Here is a 15,631-nt window from a genome sequence, read left to right on the forward strand (position 1 = left end):
CGCGACGGGGGGACGACGGCGGCGGTGCGCTGACGCACGGCGGTCTCCCCTCGACGGTCACGGCACGAGCGCCGGCGGAACCCGGCGCGGTGTGGGGCGAGTCTAGGGAAGGCGGCGGGTGCGGGGGTACCGGTTTTTCGGCCGGGCCAGGGGTCGGCAGGCGCTCCGGCAGCGGCGCAGCGCGCTCCGGCCGCAGCCGCGCCACTCCGCGGGCGAGGGACCGGCGCCCCGGCCGCCCCGGGTGATCAGGGCGTTCACGGGGGTGTGCGGGTCCAGAGCCATCGTGCGCGCGAACAGCACGCCGATCACGAGCGGGGCGAGCGAGAGGGCGAGCGTGGTTCCGGCACTGGTGACGTGCCGGATGCGGAGCCGCTGTGCGTCGGGAACCATGATCCCATTCCAGCGTCCGCGCCCCGGCCGGGGATCGGGTGACGTACTCAGACCGCGCGGCCCGGATACTCACTCCGGGCCGCGCGCTCCTCCGGGACGGTCAGGCGTCGGTACCGTTACCGGAACCGGCGTTCGGGGCCGCCTTGATGCCCTTGGTGATCTCGTCCATGACGGACAGCGACGGGGCCTTGTCGTTGATGTCGAAGCCGGAGCGGACCACGATCATCCTGTCCTCGGCCAGCGGGGACGGGAAGGCCAGCGACTCGACGTAGCCGTCGTCGCCGTTCTTCGTCACCACCTTCCAGCGCACCCGGTAGCCCTGTTGCCCGGCCACCGTGACGGCTTCGGACTTCAGCTCCTTGTGCGAGGTGATGCCGCCGTAGCCCCCTTCGCCGTAGGACGCCTCGGCGTTGTTCCCGATGTCCTTCTCGGCCGTGGCCTTCGGGGTCGAGGTGGTCAGCTCCAGGGCCTCGGCCGGGACGGAGAACACCCCGCCGCGCACGCAGTTCTTCCCGGTGTCGCCGGGGCAGGGGTAGGAACCGGTGGTGACCCCGGCGCCCATGCCGGACTCGCCCTTCCAGCCGTCCGGGACCGGAATGCTGATGCCGCTGGCCAGGTCCGTCGCGTAGCCGTCCTCGGCCGGCGGCCGCTGGTCGGGCGTCCCGCGCTCGCCGTCGCCCCGGTCCTCGCCGCCGCCGGAGTCGCCGCGCTCCCGGTCGGGGGAGGGCGACTCGGCGGAGGGGGAGTCGGACGGGGTGGAGACCGCCGTGTCGCTCCTGCCGTCCGAGTCGTCGGTCAGCAGATAGACGCCGCCCCCGATCGCGGCGAGCACCACCACGGCCGCGGTGACTCCGGCCGCGACGCGGACGCGCCGGCTGCGGGTGGCCGCCGGAGGCACCCGGAGGTGGTCGGTCCACTGGGTGCCGTCCCACCAGCGCTCGTGGCGGGGGCCAAATCCTGAATACCCGGGGTCTGGATGCCAGCCGGGAGGGCTCGTCTGGGTCACGCCGACACCGTATCGGGGCTGCCTGAGAATCCTATGAACTGGGTGGCACCCCACCCGACAACGGGCGTGCGCCCGCGCGCATTTCCCTTCCTTTCTGGTCTAGACAATTGGCGGGGTGGTCGCTAGCATCCGCCGACGAGGCGCGGCGGGCCCGGTTCGTCCGCGTCCGCCCGATCGCGCCGGAAGTGAGACCCCATGGAAGCGACCGCCCCCGACCGTCGTTTCGCCGAGGACTACCGCCTCGCCCGGGAGATACCGCGCGACGGGCTGACCGCGTGGCGCGCCGCGATCGCCGCCGAGGTGGACCTCGCGCCGGGCGCCACCGTCCTGGACGTCGGCGCGGGCACCGGCTCCTTCGCCTCGGCGTTCGCCGACTGGTTCGGGGCGCGGGTGCTGGCCGTGGAACCGGCCTCCGCCATGCGGGCACTGATCCCCCGGCAGGGGCGGATCGAGGCGCTGGACGGACGGGCCGAGGAGCTGCCGGTGCCGGACGGCTGCGCGGACGCGGCCTGGCTCGGGTCGGTCGTCCACCACATCGGTGATCTGGACGCCGCCGCCCGGGAGTTGCGCAGAGCGCTGAAACCCGGCGCCCCGGTGCTCATCCGCAACTCGTTCCCCGGCCGGTGCGCCCGCGACCTGCGGGTGCGGTTCTTCCCCGGCGCCGAACGGATCGTGGACGGCTATCCGACCGTGGAGCGGACCTGTGCCGCGTTCGCCGGGGCCGGATTCACCCGCGTCGCCCTGCACGCGGTGCCGCAGGAGAGCGCCCCGAGCCTCGCCGCCTTCGCCGACCGGATCAGACGCGACACGGACGCCAAGCTGCGCGGCCTGGACGACGAGGAGTTCGAGCGCGGGATGCGCCGGCTGCGTACGGCGGCGGAGCAGGAACCGAACCGGCCGGCCGTCAGCTGGATGGACCTGCTGGTCCTGGTCCGGGGCCCGGCCGGGACGGTATCCGACGGGTCGTCACCGAGGTGATGGCGGCGGCCCGTCACCGGGGTGATCCCGACGGGCGCCGACGGGGCGATATCCGGCGGACAGTGGTCGGGGTGATCATTAGGCTCGTCGGATGACACCTTCCCGCTATCCCTCCAAGCCGCGCCCCGGTGACCGCGTCGCCGTGCTCTCGCCCTCCTCCGGACTGCCCGGCCTCTTCCCCCTCCCGTACGAACTCGGCCTGCGCAGGCTCCGGGACGAGTTCGGCCTGGAGCCCGTGGAATACCCCACCACCCGGAAGATGGGGTCGAGCCCGCAGGAGCGTGCCGCCGACATCCACGCGGCGTTCGCCGACCCGGAGATCAAGGCCGTCATCGCCACCATCGGCGGGGAGGACCAGATCACCGTGCTCTCCCACCTGGACCGTGAACTGCTGCGGGCCAACCCCAAGCCGTTCTTCGGCTACAGCGACTGCACCAACCTGCTCCTCCTCCTCGACAACCTCGGGATCGTCGGCTACCACGGCGGCTCGGTGATGGTCGAACTCGGCCGCCCCGGCGCACTGCACCCCTTCATCGCCGACTCCGTCCGGGCCGCCCTCTTCACGCACGGCCCGTACGAGCTGACGCCGGCCGGGGAGACGGGCAGCGTCAACCGGCCCTGGGACGACCCGCGCACCTTCGACGCCGAACCCGAACTGCTCCCCGGCGAGGGGTGGATCTGGCACAACGCGGGCCGGGTGGTCGAGGGCGCGAGCTGGGGCGGCAATCTGGAGATCCTGGCCTGGCTGCTGATGGCCGACCGGGAGATCCTGCCCCCGGAGGCGTACGAGGGGCGGGTGCTGTTCCTGGAAACCTCGGAGGAACTGCCCTCCGCCGACGAGGTGTACCGCATCCTGCGCAACATGGGGGAGCGCGGCCTGCTGCGCCGCTTCCCCGCCCTGCTCATGGCACGGGCCAAGAACTGGTCCTTCGACAAGCCGCTCGACCCCGAGGCGGGCGCGCGCTACCGGCGGGAGCAGCGCGATGCCGTGCTGCGGGCGCTCGCGGAGTACGCCCCCGACACGATGGCCGTCTTCGACGTCGACTGCGGTCACACCGACCCGCAGGCGATCATCCCGTTCGGCGGTCTGATCAGGGTGGACGGCGAGGCGCGCCGCATCGTCGTCACATACTGAGCGGCCCTCCGCCGTGTGGTCCGACCACATACCGTGTGTGACATAGTGGGATGTTCCGACCGGAACAGAGGATGGCCGATGCCCGTCGAATGGGAGCCCGTACGACAGTCGCGTACGCATGAGCTGGTGCTCCGGAGCATCGAGCAGCGGGTGTTCGCGGGTGACCTCAGAGCCGGCGACCGGCTGCCGCCCGAACGGGAACTGGCCCCCGTCCTCGGCGTGAGCCGCTCGGCGCTGCGCGAGGCGCTGCGGGTGCTGGAGACCATCGGTGTGCTGGTCGCCCAGCCGGGCCGCGGCCCGGACGCGGGCGCCCGCATCGTCCGCAACCCCGACGACGCCCTCGGCCGGCTGCTCAGGCTCCACTTCGCCCTCGGCAGCTACAGCCTGGGGGACATGCTGGAGGCCCGCGTCGTGCTGGAGCGGTCCAGCTTCGAGGCGGCCGCGCGCCACGCCGTGCCGGCCGACCTCGACGAGGCGGAGGAGCTGGTCGCGCGGATGGCGGAGCCCGGCATCGCGGTGCCCGAGTTCAACGACCTGGACACCCGCTTCCACGTCCGGATCGCCCGCGGCTCCGGCAACGCCCTCACCTCCACGCTCACCTCCGCCGTGCGCGAGTCCGTACGGCCGCTGATCCTGCGCGCCCTGGAGGCGGAGCCCGACTGGCCGGCCACCGCCGCCGCGCTCAACGCGGACCACGCCGAACTGCTGCGGCTGGTGCGCGCGGGCGAGGGGGCGCGGGCGGCCGACCTGGTCGAGCGCCACATCCGGGGGCTGCACGGCACCCTCGTCGCCGACCCGCCGCCCGGAGCCTGACCCGTACGAACCAGGAGCCGCCGCACCGCCCCGCCGGGGACCGGTGCGGCGGCTCTCTCGTATGCGCGCGGCGAACACCCCGTGCGGGCCGAGCGTAGTATGGTCGGACCATAAACCGGACGCGCGACGCCCGCCCACCGAGAGCCATGACCGGGAGACCCATGCGCATCGGACTCTTCGCCACCTGTCTGGGCGACACCCTCTTCCCCGAGGCGGTGAAATCCACCGCGCTGCTGCTGGCCCGACTGGGGCACGAGGTGGTGTTCCCGCCCGGCCAGACCTGCTGCGGCCAGATGCACGTCAACACCGGCTACCAGCGCGAGCCCGTCCCCCTGGTGCGCAACTTCGCCGCCCAGTTCGGCGACGCCGCCATCGACGCCGTCGTCATGCCCTCCGGTTCCTGCGCCGGATCGGTCCGCCACCAGCACGAGATCATCGCCGAGCGGTACGGGGACGCGGCGCTGCGCGCGGGCGTCGCCACCGTGAAGGCCAAGACGTACGAGCTGTCCGAACTACTGGTGGACGTGCTGGGGGTGACCGACGTCGGCGCGTACTTCCCGCACCGGGTCACGTACCACCCCACCTGCCACTCGCTGCGCATGCTGCGGGTCGGCGACAAACCGCTGCGGCTGCTGCGGGCCGTCGAGGCGATCGACCTCGTCGCCCTCGACGAGGCGGACGCCTGCTGCGGCTTCGGCGGAACCTTCGCCCTGAAGAACGCCGACACCTCCACCGCCATGCTCCAGGACAAGATGCGCCACGTCACCGCCACCGGCGCCGAGGTGTGCACCGCGGGCGACTCCTCCTGTCTGATGCACATCGGCGGCGGGCTCTCCCGGATCAAGGCCGGCACCCGCACCCTGCACCTGGCCCAGATCCTGTCCGCCACCCGCACCACGCCGTACGTCCTCACGGAGGCCGCCCGATGAGCGCCACCTTCCTCGGCATGCCCGCGACCCCGCCCCGCTCCCCGTACGGCACGGGCAACCTGCGCGGCGACCGCACCTTCCCCGCCGCCGCCCACGACGAACTGCGCAACGGGCAGCTGCGCCGCAACCTCGGCCGCGCCACGCACACCATCCGCGCCAAACGGCTGGACGTCACCGGCGAACTGCCCGACTGGGAGGAACTGCGCGCCGCCGGATCGGCCATCAAGACCGACACCATGAACCGCCTCCCCGAACTCCTGGAAGAGCTGGAACGCAACGTCACCGCCCGCGGCGGCACCGTCCACTGGGCGCGCGACGGCGTCGAGGCCAACGAGATCGTCGCCCGGCTCGTCCGCGAGACGGGCAGCGAGGAGATCATCAAGGTCAAGTCGATGGCCACCCAGGAGACCGGCCTCAACGAACACCTCGAATCCCTCGGCATCACCGCGCACGAGACCGACCTCGCCGAACTCATCGTGCAACTCGCCCACGACAAGCCGTCGCACATCCTCGTCCCCGCGATCCACCGCAACCGGGACGAGATCCGGCAGATCTTCCTCAAGGAGATCCCCGGCGTCGACCCCTCCCTGGACAACGTCCCCGCCCATCTGGCCGCCGCCGCCCGCGCCCATCTGCGCGAGAAGTTCATGACCGCGAAGGTCGCCGTCTCCGGCGCCAACTTCGGCATCGCCGAGACCGGCACCCTCTGCGTCGTCGAGTCCGAGGGCAACGGCCGCATGTGCCTCACCCTCCCCGACACCCTCATCACCGTCATGGGCATCGAGAAGGTCCTGCCGCGCTACCGGGACCTGGAGGTGTTCCTGCAACTCCTGCCGCGCTCCTCCACGGGTGAGCGGATGAACCCCTACACCTCGATGTGGACCGGCGTCACCCCCGGCGACGGGCCCCGGAACTTCCATCTGGTGCTGCTCGACAACGGCCGCACCGCCGCCCTCGCGGACCGGCTCGGCCGCCAGGCCCTCAACTGCATCCGCTGCTCCGCCTGCCTCAACGTCTGCCCGGTGTACGAGCGGGCCGGCGGCCACGCCTACGGCTCCACGTACCCCGGACCGATCGGCGCCGTACTGACCCCGCAACTCGCCGGCATGGACGCCGCCAGGAACGACCCCAACAGCTCGCTGCCGTACGCCTCCAGCCTCTGCGGCGCCTGCTTCGACGCCTGCCCCGTGAAGATCGACATCCCCTCGCTGCTGGTCGAACTGCGCCACCAGCACACCGAACGGTCCGGCACCACGGCCGAAAAGCTGGCGATGAAGGCGGCGGGCGCGGTCATGAGCAGACCCGCCGTGTACACGGCCGCGCAGAAGGCATCACGGCTCGGCCGCGCCCTGGCCGGCCGGGACGGAAAGCTGCCCAGACTGCCGCCCCCGCTCTCCGGCTGGAGCGACAGCCGCGACACCCCCGCCCCGCCGAAGCAGACCTTCCGCGCCTGGCTGGCCTCGCCCGAGGGCACGGCTGCCATGCGCGAGGCGGCCGCCTCCCACACCCCCGACACACAGCAGGAGGACGGCCGGTGACCACCGCCCGCGAGACCGTGCTCGGCCGCGTCCGGGACGCGCTCGCCCTCGCCCCCGCGACCGGCACTCCCGTGCCGCGCGCCTATCGGACCGGACGCACCCTGCCCGACGGGGAACGCCTCGCCCTGTTCACCGACCGCCTCCTCGACTACAAGGCCGCGGTCCACCCCTGCACCGCCGACCGGACGGCCGAGGTCGTCGCCGGGGTGCTGCGGGAGCACGGCGCGGCCCGGATCGGGGTGCCGCCGGGACTCGACGACGGATGGCTGGCCGGCTACGAGGGCGAGGTGCGCCTCGACTCCCCGGACGTCCCCGCCCCGCACCTGGACGAACTCGACGGTGTCGTCACCGCGTCCGCCGCCGGCTGCGCCGAGACCGGCACCCTCTTCCTGGACGGCTCGCCCGGCCAGGGCCGGCGGGCGCTGACCCTGGTGCCCGACCTCCATGTGTGCGTGGTCGATCTGTCCACTGTGGAGGTGGGAGTGCCCGAGGCGGTGGCCCGGCTGGCCCCGGACCGCCCCACCACCCTCATCAGCGGCCCTTCGGCCACCTCCGACATCGAACTGGAACGCGTCGAGGGCGTCCACGGCCCCCGCACCCTGGTGGTGATCATCCGTACCGACGCCTAGGGACTCTCCGGTCCCGACCGGACGCGGTACGCCGCAGGCCCCGCGCACGGATGGGCGCGGGGCCTGCGGCGAAGCGGGGGCGGGTCAGACGATGCCCTCTTCGATCTCGGCCTGCTCGCGCGCGTTCCCGTACGCCGACGGCGTGCCGTACGAGCGTCGCGCGACGAACCACCAGATCGTGGCCAGGACCAGCACGGCGACCAGGGCGATCGACGCGTAGTTCATCGAGTCGATGGTCACCGGCGACGACTGCGGCAGCAGGAACAGCACGGTGACGATCGCCACCCACACCACGGCGATCCAGCCCACCGGCTTCGACCAGCGGCCCAGATGCCACGGCCCGCGCTGGAACCGGCCGCCCGCGCGCAGCTTCAGGAAGATCGGGATCGCGTACGCCGGGGTGATCCCGATGACGTTGATCGCGGTCACCGCGCCGTACGCGGTCGCCGAGTACAGCGAGGGCAGGGCCAGCACCCCGGCCACGATCACCGACAGCCACACCGCCGGAACCGGCGTCTGGGTACGGGTGCTCACCTTGCGCCACAGCGTGGAGCCGGGCAGCGCGTTGTCCCGGCTGAACGCGAACACCATCCGGCTCGCGGCCGCGACCTCGGCGTTGCCGCAGAACAACTGCGCCGCGATCACGATCAGCAGCATCGCCGTGGCGCCCGAGGTGCCCAGCGCGTCGATCAGGATCTGGGCGGGCGGCACCCCGGTCGCGCTGTCCTGCGTGCCCGCGTAGTCCTGGATGGCGAAGGTGAGCCCGGCCAGCAGGACGAATCCGGCCACCCAGGAGACCCAGATCGCCCGGACGATGCCGCGCGCCGCGGTGACCGAGGCGTTGGAGGTCTCCTCCGACAGATGGGCGGAGGCGTCGTAGCCGCAGAACGTGTACTGGGCCAGCAGCAGCCCGATCGCCGCCACGTACAGGGGGTTGTCCCAGCCGGTGTCGTTGACGAACTCGGTGAAGACGAACGAGGGCGACTGGTGGTGCGAGGGCACGATGGCGAGCACGGAGACGATCACCGCGACACCGGCCAGGTGCCACCACACGCTGATGGAGTTCAGGATGCTGACCAGCCGCACCCCGAAGAGGTTGAGCACCGCGTGCAGCAGCAGGATGCAGACGAAGATGATCATCGTCTTGCCGGGGGTCGGGGTAAAGCCCCACTGGAGGTTCATGAGCGCGCCGGTGAACAGCGCGGCGCCGTAGTCGATGCCCGCGATGGCACCGAGGAGACCGAGCAGATTCAGCCAGCCGGTGTACCAGCCCCACTTCCGGCCGCCGAGCCGGTCCGCCATGTAGTACAGCGCCCCGGACGTCGGATACGCGCTGGTCACCTCGGCGAGCGCCATGCCGACGCAGAGCACGAACAGGCCGACCCCGGCCCAGCCCCACAGCATTACGGCGGGCCCGCCCGTGGACATGCCGAAGCCGTACAGCGTCATGCAACCGGACAGGATCGAGATGACGGAGAAGCTGATGGCGAAGTTCCCGAACCCGCCCATGCGGCGGGCCAGGACCGGTTGGTAGCCGAGTTCGCGGAGCCGTTGCTCCTCGTCCTTCGGCGCGTTGGTGTCGGCCCCCTTCCGGGGCGAGGTGGACACGGACATGCGAAACCTCCTGAGCGGTGGATGAGCGGAAGAAGGGGGGCGGCCGGGGGACGGACGGCCTGGTCAGCCCGCGGACGGCCTGGTCAGCCCGGTTCCGCCGCCAGCGCGCGGGCGCGGGCGCGCACGAAGACCTCCTCGGCACCGCCGGGGTCGTCGGGCGTACGGGAACGGCAGGCCCAGGGCAACGAGGTGAAGTACGGGCCCAATTCGCGGAACACCGCGGCGGCCTCGGCGAAGCGGAGCGCCCCCCACAGGGCGTGCGCCAGGTGGTTGAGGTCGGGCAGCGCGCGGCCCGAGCGAGGGGCGATGCGGTACCAGAACTCCAGGGCGCGCACGGCCTCGCGCTCCGCGTCCTCGGTGACCCAGTGCAGGTCGAGGGCCTTGTCGTGGTCGTGCTCGCGCCGGTAGCGCTCGACCCGGACATAGAGCGGGAGCACATGGAGGGCGGAGCCCTCGGGCGCCGTGGACGACGCCCACTGGACGAAGTTGACCGCTTCGGAGAGCACCCCGCCGGCCTTGCGGGCGTACACGAACTGGAGCATCCGGTGGTACGCCTCGCGATTGTGCGGGTCGCGCCGGTCGGCCTCGGCCAGCAGCCCCCACGGACCGGGGAACAGCATGGGGCCGGGCGGGGGGAGCCGGTGTTCGGCGAGACGCTGGGCGGCGTCGAGCTGGGAGAGGGCCAGCAGGCAGATCCACGGGACCGGGTCGGCCGGTACGGCGTGCGCCGCCGCACGGCACGCCTCCCACGCCTCCTGCCACAGTTCCCGGCCGCTGGGGTGTCCGGAGCGGTTGGCCCGTACCGCGCGTTCGACGGCGACGCGGGCGCGCATCACGAAGGCGGCGGCGCTGTCCGGTTCCTCGGCGAGCCAGGCCTGCACCGCGTCCGATCCCGCGGCGACGGCGCCGAGCACCTGGGTGCGCTGGGTCCACAGGGTCCAGTCCGGGGTGCGCGCGAGCAGGTCGCGCATGGCGATCCAGCGGCCGGTGCGTAAGTCCTGTAACGCCGCGCGGAGTTCATTGTCGTGGCCGGCCGGATGGTAAACCGGCCGGAATTCACCGTTGGCCATGGACGCGCTCGGGGCTGGGTGCTGAATTCATCGATCCTCGGTGACGTGGGGGCGAAGAAGCTGTTGAATTGCGAACGGTTTTAACGCGTCCGGTGCTGCACGGCGGTGAGTGTAGAGCCCTTTGCGTCGCACCTCGAACGAATCATTGATTTCCTCAAGTCGACATCCCGGAAACGCCGTTGAAGTCGCCGGGCGGTATCCGAACGGTTCCGGACATACGGGCGGCGGATGCTTGACGCGGTCGCTGGTCTGCACCACTCTGGGGGCCGCGTCCGAAGATCACGATTCCGTTCAAGCCATGGGCTTGCGTACCGCTGGAGAACCGATGACAGGCCCGGTGCTCGCCGTCGACCAGGGCACATCGGGAACGAAGGCGCTGGTGATCTGCCCCGAACGCGGCGTGATCGGCACCGGTTCCGCCCCCGTGCGGCCCCGGTACGGTCCCGGCGGAGCCGTCGAGGCGGACCCGGCCGAATTACTCACCTCGGTGATCGAGGCCGGCCGCCGGGCAGTGGCCGAATCCGGCGGCACCGTCGACGCCGTCGGCCTCGCCAACCAGGGCGAGACCGTGCTCGCCTGGGACCCGGACACCGGGCGCCCCCTCACCGACGCGATCGTCTGGCAGGACCGCCGCGCCGCCACCGTCTGCACGGAACTCGCCCCGCGCGCCGAAGAGCTGAAACAGCTCACCGGACTTCCGCTCGACCCCTACTTCGCGGCCCCCAAAATGGCCTGGATCCGCCGCGAGCTGACCCGCGAAGGCGTCGTCACGACCACCGACGCCTGGCTCGTCCACCAGCTGACCGGCGCCTTCGTCACGGACGCCGCCACCGCCGGCCGCACCCAGCTCCTCGACCTGGACCGCGTCGACTGGTCACCGGCCGCCCTGGACGCCTACGGCCTCACCGACGAGCGGCTGCCCGCCGTGGTGGACGCCGCCGGCCACTTCGGCACCACCGGCGCATTCGGCGGCGACCTCCCGCTCACCGGCCTCCTCGTCGACCAGCAGGCGGCCCTGCTCGCCCAGAGCGCCCTCGACCCGTCCGTCGCCAAGTGCACCTACGGCACCGGCGCCTTCCTCCTGGCCGGGACCGGAGCGACCCCGCGCCGGGGCAGCGGCGGGCTCGTCACCTGCGTGGCCTGGCGGTTCGGCGGACACACCAGCTACTGCCTGGACGGCCAGGTCTACACGGCCGCCTCCGCGGTGCGCTGGCTCACCGACCTGGGCGTGATCTCCGGCGCCGCCGACCTCGACCCGGTCGGCTCCGGCGTCCCCGACTCCGGCGGCGTCACCTTCGTCCCCGCCCTGGCCGGCCTCGCCGCCCCCTGGTGGCGCGGCGACCTGCGCGGCTCGGTCACCGGCCTGGGCCTGGACACCTCCGCCGGACATCTGGTGCGCGCCCTGTGCGAGGGCATCGCCGCCCAGGTCGTGGAACTGGCCGACGCGGTGGCCGCCGACCGGGGCACCCCGCTGTCCGTGCTGCGCGTGGACGGCGGCCTCACCCGGTCCGCCCTGCTGATGCAGACCCAGGCCGACCTGCTGCAACGCCCCGTGGAGGTGTCGGCCCTGCCCGACGTCACCGCGCTCGGCGTCGGCGCCGTGGCCCGCATGGGCGCCGACCCCGCGCTCCCGGCCGACCGGGCCGTCCCCGACTGGACACCGGCCGCCGTCTACGAACCCCGGATCGGCCCCGACGAGGCCGCCGACCGCCTCCACACCTTCCGCGCGGCCGTGCGCACGCTCGTGGAACGCCCATGAGGACCGCGCGGACCGCCCGGTGCCGGGGAGCCCGGCCCCGGCGGACGGCACGGGAGACGGCACGATGACCACGCGCCCCACGTCCGGAGCCGCCCCGCCACCCGTCGTCACCCGCGCCGGCCACCCCCTCCCCGACACCCCGCCGTACGACGTCACCGTCATCGGCGCCGGAGTCGTCGGCACCGCCATCGCCCGCGCCCTGGCCCGCCACCCCCTGCGCACCGCACTCGTCGAAGCCACCGACGACATCGCCAACGGCACCTCCAAGGCCAACACCGCGATCCTGCACACCGGCTTCGACGCCGCCCCCGGCACCCTGGAGGCCCGGCTCGTCCGCGAGGGCAGCCGGCTGCTCTCCCGGTACGCCGCCGAGACCGGCATCCCCGTCGAACGCGTCGGCGCCCTCCTCGTCGCCTGGGACCGGGAACAACTCGACGCCCTGCCCGCCCTGCTGGCCAAGGCCGAACGCAACGGCTACCACGCGGCCCGGCTGCTCGACGCGGCGCAGACCGCCGCCCGCGAACCCCACCTCGGACCCGGCGCGCTCGGCGCCCTGGAGATCCCCGACGAATCCGTCATCTGCCCCTGGACCACCCCGCTCGCCTACGCCACCCAGGCCGTCCGGGCCGGGGTCCACCTCCATCTGGACTGCCCGGTCCAGGGCCTCGCGTACACGGACGGACTGCACACCGTCACCACCGGCCGCGGCACCCTGCGCACCCGGCTGCTCATCAACGCCGCCGGGCTGCACGCCGACACCGTCGACCGGCTGCTGGGCATCGACACCTTCACCGTGCGCCCGCGCCGGGGCCAGCTCATCGTCTTCGACAAGCTCGCCCGCGACCTGGTCCGGCACATCCTGCTGCCCGTGCCCACCGCCGCAGGCAAGGGCGTCCTGGTGGCGCCGACCGTCTTCGGCAACGTCCTGCTCGGCCCCACCGCCGAGGACCTGGACGACAAGGAGGCCACCGAGTCCACCGCCGAAGGGCTCGCCCTCCTCCGCGAGAAGGGCGGCCGGGTGCTGCCCCGGCTGCTCGACGAGGAGGTCACCGCCGTCTACGCGGGACTGCGGGCCGCCACCGGCCAGGAGGACTACCGGATCACCGCCCACCCGGACCGCGGCCTGATCACGGTGGGCGGCATCCGCTCCACCGGCCTCACCGCCTCCATGGCCATCGCCGCATACGTCCTGACCCTCCTCCCCGGCGCCGGCATCGACCCCGGCGAACCGGCGGACCTCGCGCCCCTCACCCTGCCGAACCTCGGCGAAGCCGCCCCGCGCCCGTACCTCGACGCGGAACTCATCGCCCGCGACCCCGCCTACGGCACCGTCGTCTGCCACTGCGAACGCGTCACGGACGGCGAGATCCGGGACGCCTTCGCCGCCACGCTCCCGCCGCGCACGGCCGAGGGCCTCGCCCGCAGGACCAGGGCCGGCAACGGACGCTGCCAGGGCTTCCACTGCGCGGCCGCACTCCGCGCACGCATCGAGGAGGCCCGCCCATGACCCGCCGCGAACGCCGGGTGGACGTCCTCGTCGTCGGTGCCGGACCGGCCGGGCTCGCCGCCGCGGCCGCTCTCGCCGCGGCCGGCGTACCGGACGTGGAGGTCCTGGACCGCGAACAGGCGGCGGGCGGCGTCCCCCGCCACTGCGCCCACGGCGGATTCGGCACGCGCCGCACCGGCGACCTCAGCGGCCCCGTGTACGCGACGCGCTGCGCGGCCGAGGCGACGACGGCCGGAGCCACCCTCCGTACCGGTGTCACGGTCACCGGCTGGGCGGGGCCCCGCACCCTCGACGCCACCGGACCCGGCGGCCTCGAACGCATCACCGCCCGCGCCGTCGTCCTCGCCACCGGCGCCCGCGAACGCCCCCGCGCCGCCCGCCTCGTCCCCGGCACCCGGCCCTCCGGTGTCTACACCACCGGCGAACTCCAGCAGGCCGTCCACCTCCACCACCAGACCATCGGCACCCGCGCCGTGATCGTGGGCGACGAACCGGTCGCCCTCTCGGCGGCCGAAACCCTGCGCACCGCCGGGGTCCGGCTCGTCGCCCGCGTCACCGAGCACCCGCCCCACCTCCTCCGGGCCGTGCGCCCGGCCGGCTCGTCGCCCCTGCTCACCCGTACCACCGTCACCGGCCTGACCGGCCGCCCCCGCCTCACCGGTGTCCGGGTGCGGCACGAGAACGGCCGCACCACCACACTCGCCTGCGACACCGTGGTCTTCACGGCCGACTGGATTCCCGAACACGAACTCGCCCGACGCGGCGGTCTGCCCCTGGACGCCGGGACGAAGGGACCCGCCCACGACCCCGCGTACCGCACCGCCGAACCCGGCGTCTTCGCGGTGGGCAACCTGCTGCACGGCGGGGAGAGCGCGGCCACCGCCGCCCGCGAGGGCCGGGCCGTCACCGGACCCGTGCTGAGCCATCTGGCCGCCGGCACCTGGCCGGCCGGCGGAGTGCCGCTCACCGTCGCGGAGCCACTGGAGTGGATCGCCCCCAACCTCACCGGACCCGGCGGCACACCGGCCGCCGGGCCCTTCCTGCTGCGGACCGGCCGGCGGCTGACCGCCCCGCTGATCGTCGTCAGCCAGGACGGGGAGCCGCTGCACCGCCGCCGCCTGGTCCGCACCGTGCAGCCGGGACGCTCCTTCCCGCTGCCCGCCGACTGGCTGGAACACGCCGACCCGCGCGGCGGCCCCGTCCACATCCGGCTCGCCTGAAACCGCCCGCCGAAGGCCCCGGCCACCCCGTGCGCGGGCCGCTCAGGGAATCAGCAGCCAGTCCGAGCCGATCGCCGCGACCAGCCCGACCGCCAGCAGCCAACTCCCCAGCCGGGTGCGCCCGTTCCGGCTCAGCTCGATCACGACCCCGCACAGGATCAGCGCCAGCCCGTACACCCCGACCACCAGCACCGAGGACCGGCTCGCGATCCGCAGGCCCAGCACCACCGCCATCGCGGCCATCCCGACCGACGAGAGCACGATGCGCAACCGTCTCGCCTGGCGCGGAGTCAGCCGGCGCTCCCCGGCCGCCGCTCCCGCCCCGCCTTCCGCGACATCGTCCACGACGCCCTCCGTCGCGTCCTCGGCTATCGGGGTGTCCACGGCCCGGTCCTGGTCAGAAGTGCTCATGACGCCGGATCGTAATGGCTCCACCCGAACCGTCGCGCCGTTGTCAAACAACACCGTCGAAACCCGGCCGTGTTCCTACCGGCCACGGACCCCGCCCCCACCGGACCCGCCCCGGACCCCGCCCGGCCCGAGCCCCGGAGCCTCCACCGCCGCGTCCACCGGACCCGCGCCCGGACGCTCCACGCGCGCCGCCAGCTCCCGCGCCCAGTCCGTCAGCGCCCCGAGCCCCATCCCGTGCGCCTCCCCGGCCTCGTACGCCTCCAGCGCCGCCGCGCCCCGCCGCAGCAACCGGGCACCGCCCTTCGCATTGCCGCGGGCCGCATGGGTCAGGCCCACCGCCAGCTGGGCCAGCCCGCGCCACAACTCACGCTCCCCGGCCGGGCCCGACTTCCAGGCGTCCTCGAACACCTCGTGCGCGTGGAACGGCATCCCCGCGTCGAGCAGCCGCTGCGCCTCCCGCACGGTCTGCGCGGGGGTGCGCTCGACGCCCTCCGGCTGCCGCTCCACCCCCGGCGTCCCGTACGGCAGGGGGCGCCCCAGCCCGTCACGGGGGCGCGCGTTGTGCGCCCGGCCCTCGGAATCCCGGTCCCTGCGTGTCTCGTTCACACCCCGATTGTGCCCCGCACCTGCGG

The 15,631-nt window shown here is 73.4% G+C and carries 15 protein-coding genes; 9 read left to right on the forward strand and 6 right to left on the reverse strand.

The window, feature by feature from the left end:
* Nucleotides 1–102: 102 nt before the first annotated feature.
* Together OG710_RS27380 and OG710_RS27385 are read right to left on the reverse strand one after the other, a co-directional pair.
* Nucleotides 103–390 (reverse strand): hypothetical protein, encoded by a 288-nt coding sequence (locus tag OG710_RS27380; protein ID WP_330241709.1) that lies wholly within the window; start codon nucleotides 388–390, stop codon nucleotides 103–105.
* Nucleotides 391–490: 100 nt separating this feature from the next.
* Nucleotides 491–1,396, reverse strand: a complete 906-nt coding sequence (locus tag OG710_RS27385; RefSeq protein ID WP_330241710.1) for a DUF2510 domain-containing protein — start codon at nucleotides 1,394–1,396, stop codon at nucleotides 491–493.
* Between the two features lie 195 nt (nucleotides 1,397–1,591).
* On the opposite strand from OG710_RS27385, the gene OG710_RS27390 reads away from it, so the two are divergent.
* The 6 genes from OG710_RS27390 to OG710_RS27415 all read left to right on the forward strand — a co-directional run bounded on the left by OG710_RS27390 (nucleotide 1,592) and on the right by OG710_RS27415 (nucleotide 7,418).
* Nucleotides 1,592–2,374: a class I SAM-dependent methyltransferase gene (locus OG710_RS27390; protein ID WP_330241711.1), complete on the forward strand. Its 783-nt coding sequence runs from the start codon at nucleotides 1,592–1,594 to the stop codon at nucleotides 2,372–2,374.
* 91 nt (nucleotides 2,375–2,465) lie between these two features.
* Nucleotides 2,466–3,509, forward strand: coding sequence for a S66 family peptidase (locus tag OG710_RS27395; protein WP_330241712.1), 1,044 nt, complete (start codon nucleotides 2,466–2,468; stop codon nucleotides 3,507–3,509).
* 78 nt (nucleotides 3,510–3,587) lie between these two features.
* A complete protein-coding gene (locus tag OG710_RS27400; RefSeq protein WP_330241713.1) occupies nucleotides 3,588–4,322 on the forward strand; it encodes a FadR/GntR family transcriptional regulator in 735 nt (244 codons plus the stop codon).
* Nucleotides 4,323–4,483: 161 nt separating this feature from the next.
* Nucleotides 4,484–5,251: a (Fe-S)-binding protein gene (locus tag OG710_RS27405; protein ID WP_330241714.1), complete on the forward strand. Its 768-nt coding sequence runs from the start codon at nucleotides 4,484–4,486 to the stop codon at nucleotides 5,249–5,251.
* Nucleotides 5,248–6,789: a LutB/LldF family L-lactate oxidation iron-sulfur protein gene (locus OG710_RS27410; RefSeq protein ID WP_330241715.1), complete on the forward strand. Its 1,542-nt coding sequence runs from the start codon at nucleotides 5,248–5,250 to the stop codon at nucleotides 6,787–6,789. The genes OG710_RS27405 and OG710_RS27410 overlap by 4 nt, the downstream gene beginning before the upstream one ends.
* Nucleotides 6,786–7,418: a LutC/YkgG family protein gene (locus OG710_RS27415; RefSeq protein WP_330241716.1), complete on the forward strand. Its 633-nt coding sequence runs from the start codon at nucleotides 6,786–6,788 to the stop codon at nucleotides 7,416–7,418. Before OG710_RS27410 ends, OG710_RS27415 begins: the two co-directional genes overlap by 4 nt.
* Before the next feature lie 84 nt (nucleotides 7,419–7,502).
* Here OG710_RS27415 and OG710_RS27420 read toward each other — a convergent pair whose 3' ends face one another.
* Complete coding sequence (locus OG710_RS27420) at nucleotides 7,503–9,032, reverse strand: amino acid permease (RefSeq protein ID WP_111339357.1); 1,530 nt, start codon at nucleotides 9,030–9,032, stop codon at nucleotides 7,503–7,505.
* An 83-nt stretch (nucleotides 9,033–9,115) separates the two neighbouring features.
* The gene (locus tag OG710_RS27425; RefSeq protein ID WP_330241717.1) at nucleotides 9,116–10,102 is read right to left on the reverse strand and encodes a hypothetical protein; all 987 of its coding nucleotides are present in this window, start codon (nucleotides 10,100–10,102) and stop codon (nucleotides 9,116–9,118) included.
* A gap of 325 nt (nucleotides 10,103–10,427) precedes the next feature.
* Between OG710_RS27425 and OG710_RS27430 the strand changes: the two genes are divergently transcribed.
* From OG710_RS27430 to OG710_RS27440, 3 genes are all read left to right on the forward strand, one after another.
* Nucleotides 10,428–11,861, forward strand: a complete 1,434-nt coding sequence (locus tag OG710_RS27430; protein ID WP_330241718.1) for an FGGY family carbohydrate kinase — start codon at nucleotides 10,428–10,430, stop codon at nucleotides 11,859–11,861.
* A 64-nt stretch (nucleotides 11,862–11,925) separates the two neighbouring features.
* Nucleotides 11,926–13,368, forward strand: coding sequence for an NAD(P)/FAD-dependent oxidoreductase (locus tag OG710_RS27435; RefSeq protein ID WP_330241719.1), 1,443 nt, complete (start codon nucleotides 11,926–11,928; stop codon nucleotides 13,366–13,368).
* A complete protein-coding gene (locus OG710_RS27440; RefSeq protein ID WP_330241720.1) occupies nucleotides 13,365–14,588 on the forward strand; it encodes an FAD-dependent oxidoreductase in 1,224 nt (407 codons plus the stop codon). Before OG710_RS27435 ends, OG710_RS27440 begins: the two co-directional genes overlap by 4 nt.
* 42 nt (nucleotides 14,589–14,630) lie before the next feature.
* Here the strand turns inward: OG710_RS27440 and OG710_RS27445 are convergent, their stop codons facing one another.
* Complete coding sequence (locus tag OG710_RS27445) at nucleotides 14,631–14,999, reverse strand: hypothetical protein (RefSeq protein WP_330241721.1); 369 nt, start codon at nucleotides 14,997–14,999, stop codon at nucleotides 14,631–14,633.
* Nucleotides 15,000–15,074: 75 nt separating this feature from the next.
* Nucleotides 15,075–15,605 carry a DUF309 domain-containing protein gene (locus OG710_RS27450; RefSeq protein ID WP_330241722.1) on the reverse strand — a complete coding sequence of 177 codons (531 nt, stop codon included), beginning with the start codon at nucleotides 15,603–15,605 and terminating at the stop codon, nucleotides 15,075–15,077.
* Nucleotides 15,606–15,631: the final 26 nt, after the last annotated feature.

This window comes from Streptomyces sp. NBC_00525 (genome assembly GCF_036346595.1).
Lineage (GTDB): Bacteria > Actinomycetota > Actinomycetes > Streptomycetales > Streptomycetaceae > Streptomyces.

What these genes read in the sequence shown, in the direction of transcription:
- OG710_RS27445 (WP_330241721.1), bottom strand. Translation starts at nt 14,999, where the DNA reads ATGAGCACTTCTGACCAGGACCGGGCCGTGGACACCCCGATAGCCGAG.
- OG710_RS27435 (WP_330241719.1), top strand. Translation starts at nt 11,926, where the DNA reads ATGACCACGCGCCCCACGTCCGGAGCCGCCCCGCCACCCGTCGTCACC.
- OG710_RS27420 (WP_111339357.1), bottom strand. Translation starts at nt 9,032, where the DNA reads ATGTCCGTGTCCACCTCGCCCCGGAAGGGGGCCGACACCAACGCGCCG.
- OG710_RS27410 (WP_330241715.1), top strand. Translation starts at nt 5,248, where the DNA reads ATGAGCGCCACCTTCCTCGGCATGCCCGCGACCCCGCCCCGCTCCCCG.
- OG710_RS27440 (WP_330241720.1), top strand. Translation starts at nt 13,365, where the DNA reads ATGACCCGCCGCGAACGCCGGGTGGACGTCCTCGTCGTCGGTGCCGGA.
- OG710_RS27405 (WP_330241714.1), top strand. Translation starts at nt 4,484, where the DNA reads ATGCGCATCGGACTCTTCGCCACCTGTCTGGGCGACACCCTCTTCCCC.
- OG710_RS27430 (WP_330241718.1), top strand. Translation starts at nt 10,428, where the DNA reads ATGACAGGCCCGGTGCTCGCCGTCGACCAGGGCACATCGGGAACGAAG.
- OG710_RS27380 (WP_330241709.1), bottom strand. Translation starts at nt 390, where the DNA reads ATGGTTCCCGACGCACAGCGGCTCCGCATCCGGCACGTCACCAGTGCC.
- OG710_RS27395 (WP_330241712.1), top strand. Translation starts at nt 2,466, where the DNA reads ATGACACCTTCCCGCTATCCCTCCAAGCCGCGCCCCGGTGACCGCGTC.
- OG710_RS27390 (WP_330241711.1), top strand. Translation starts at nt 1,592, where the DNA reads ATGGAAGCGACCGCCCCCGACCGTCGTTTCGCCGAGGACTACCGCCTC.
- OG710_RS27425 (WP_330241717.1), bottom strand. Translation starts at nt 10,102, where the DNA reads ATGGCCAACGGTGAATTCCGGCCGGTTTACCATCCGGCCGGCCACGAC.
- OG710_RS27400 (WP_330241713.1), top strand. Translation starts at nt 3,588, where the DNA reads ATGCCCGTCGAATGGGAGCCCGTACGACAGTCGCGTACGCATGAGCTG.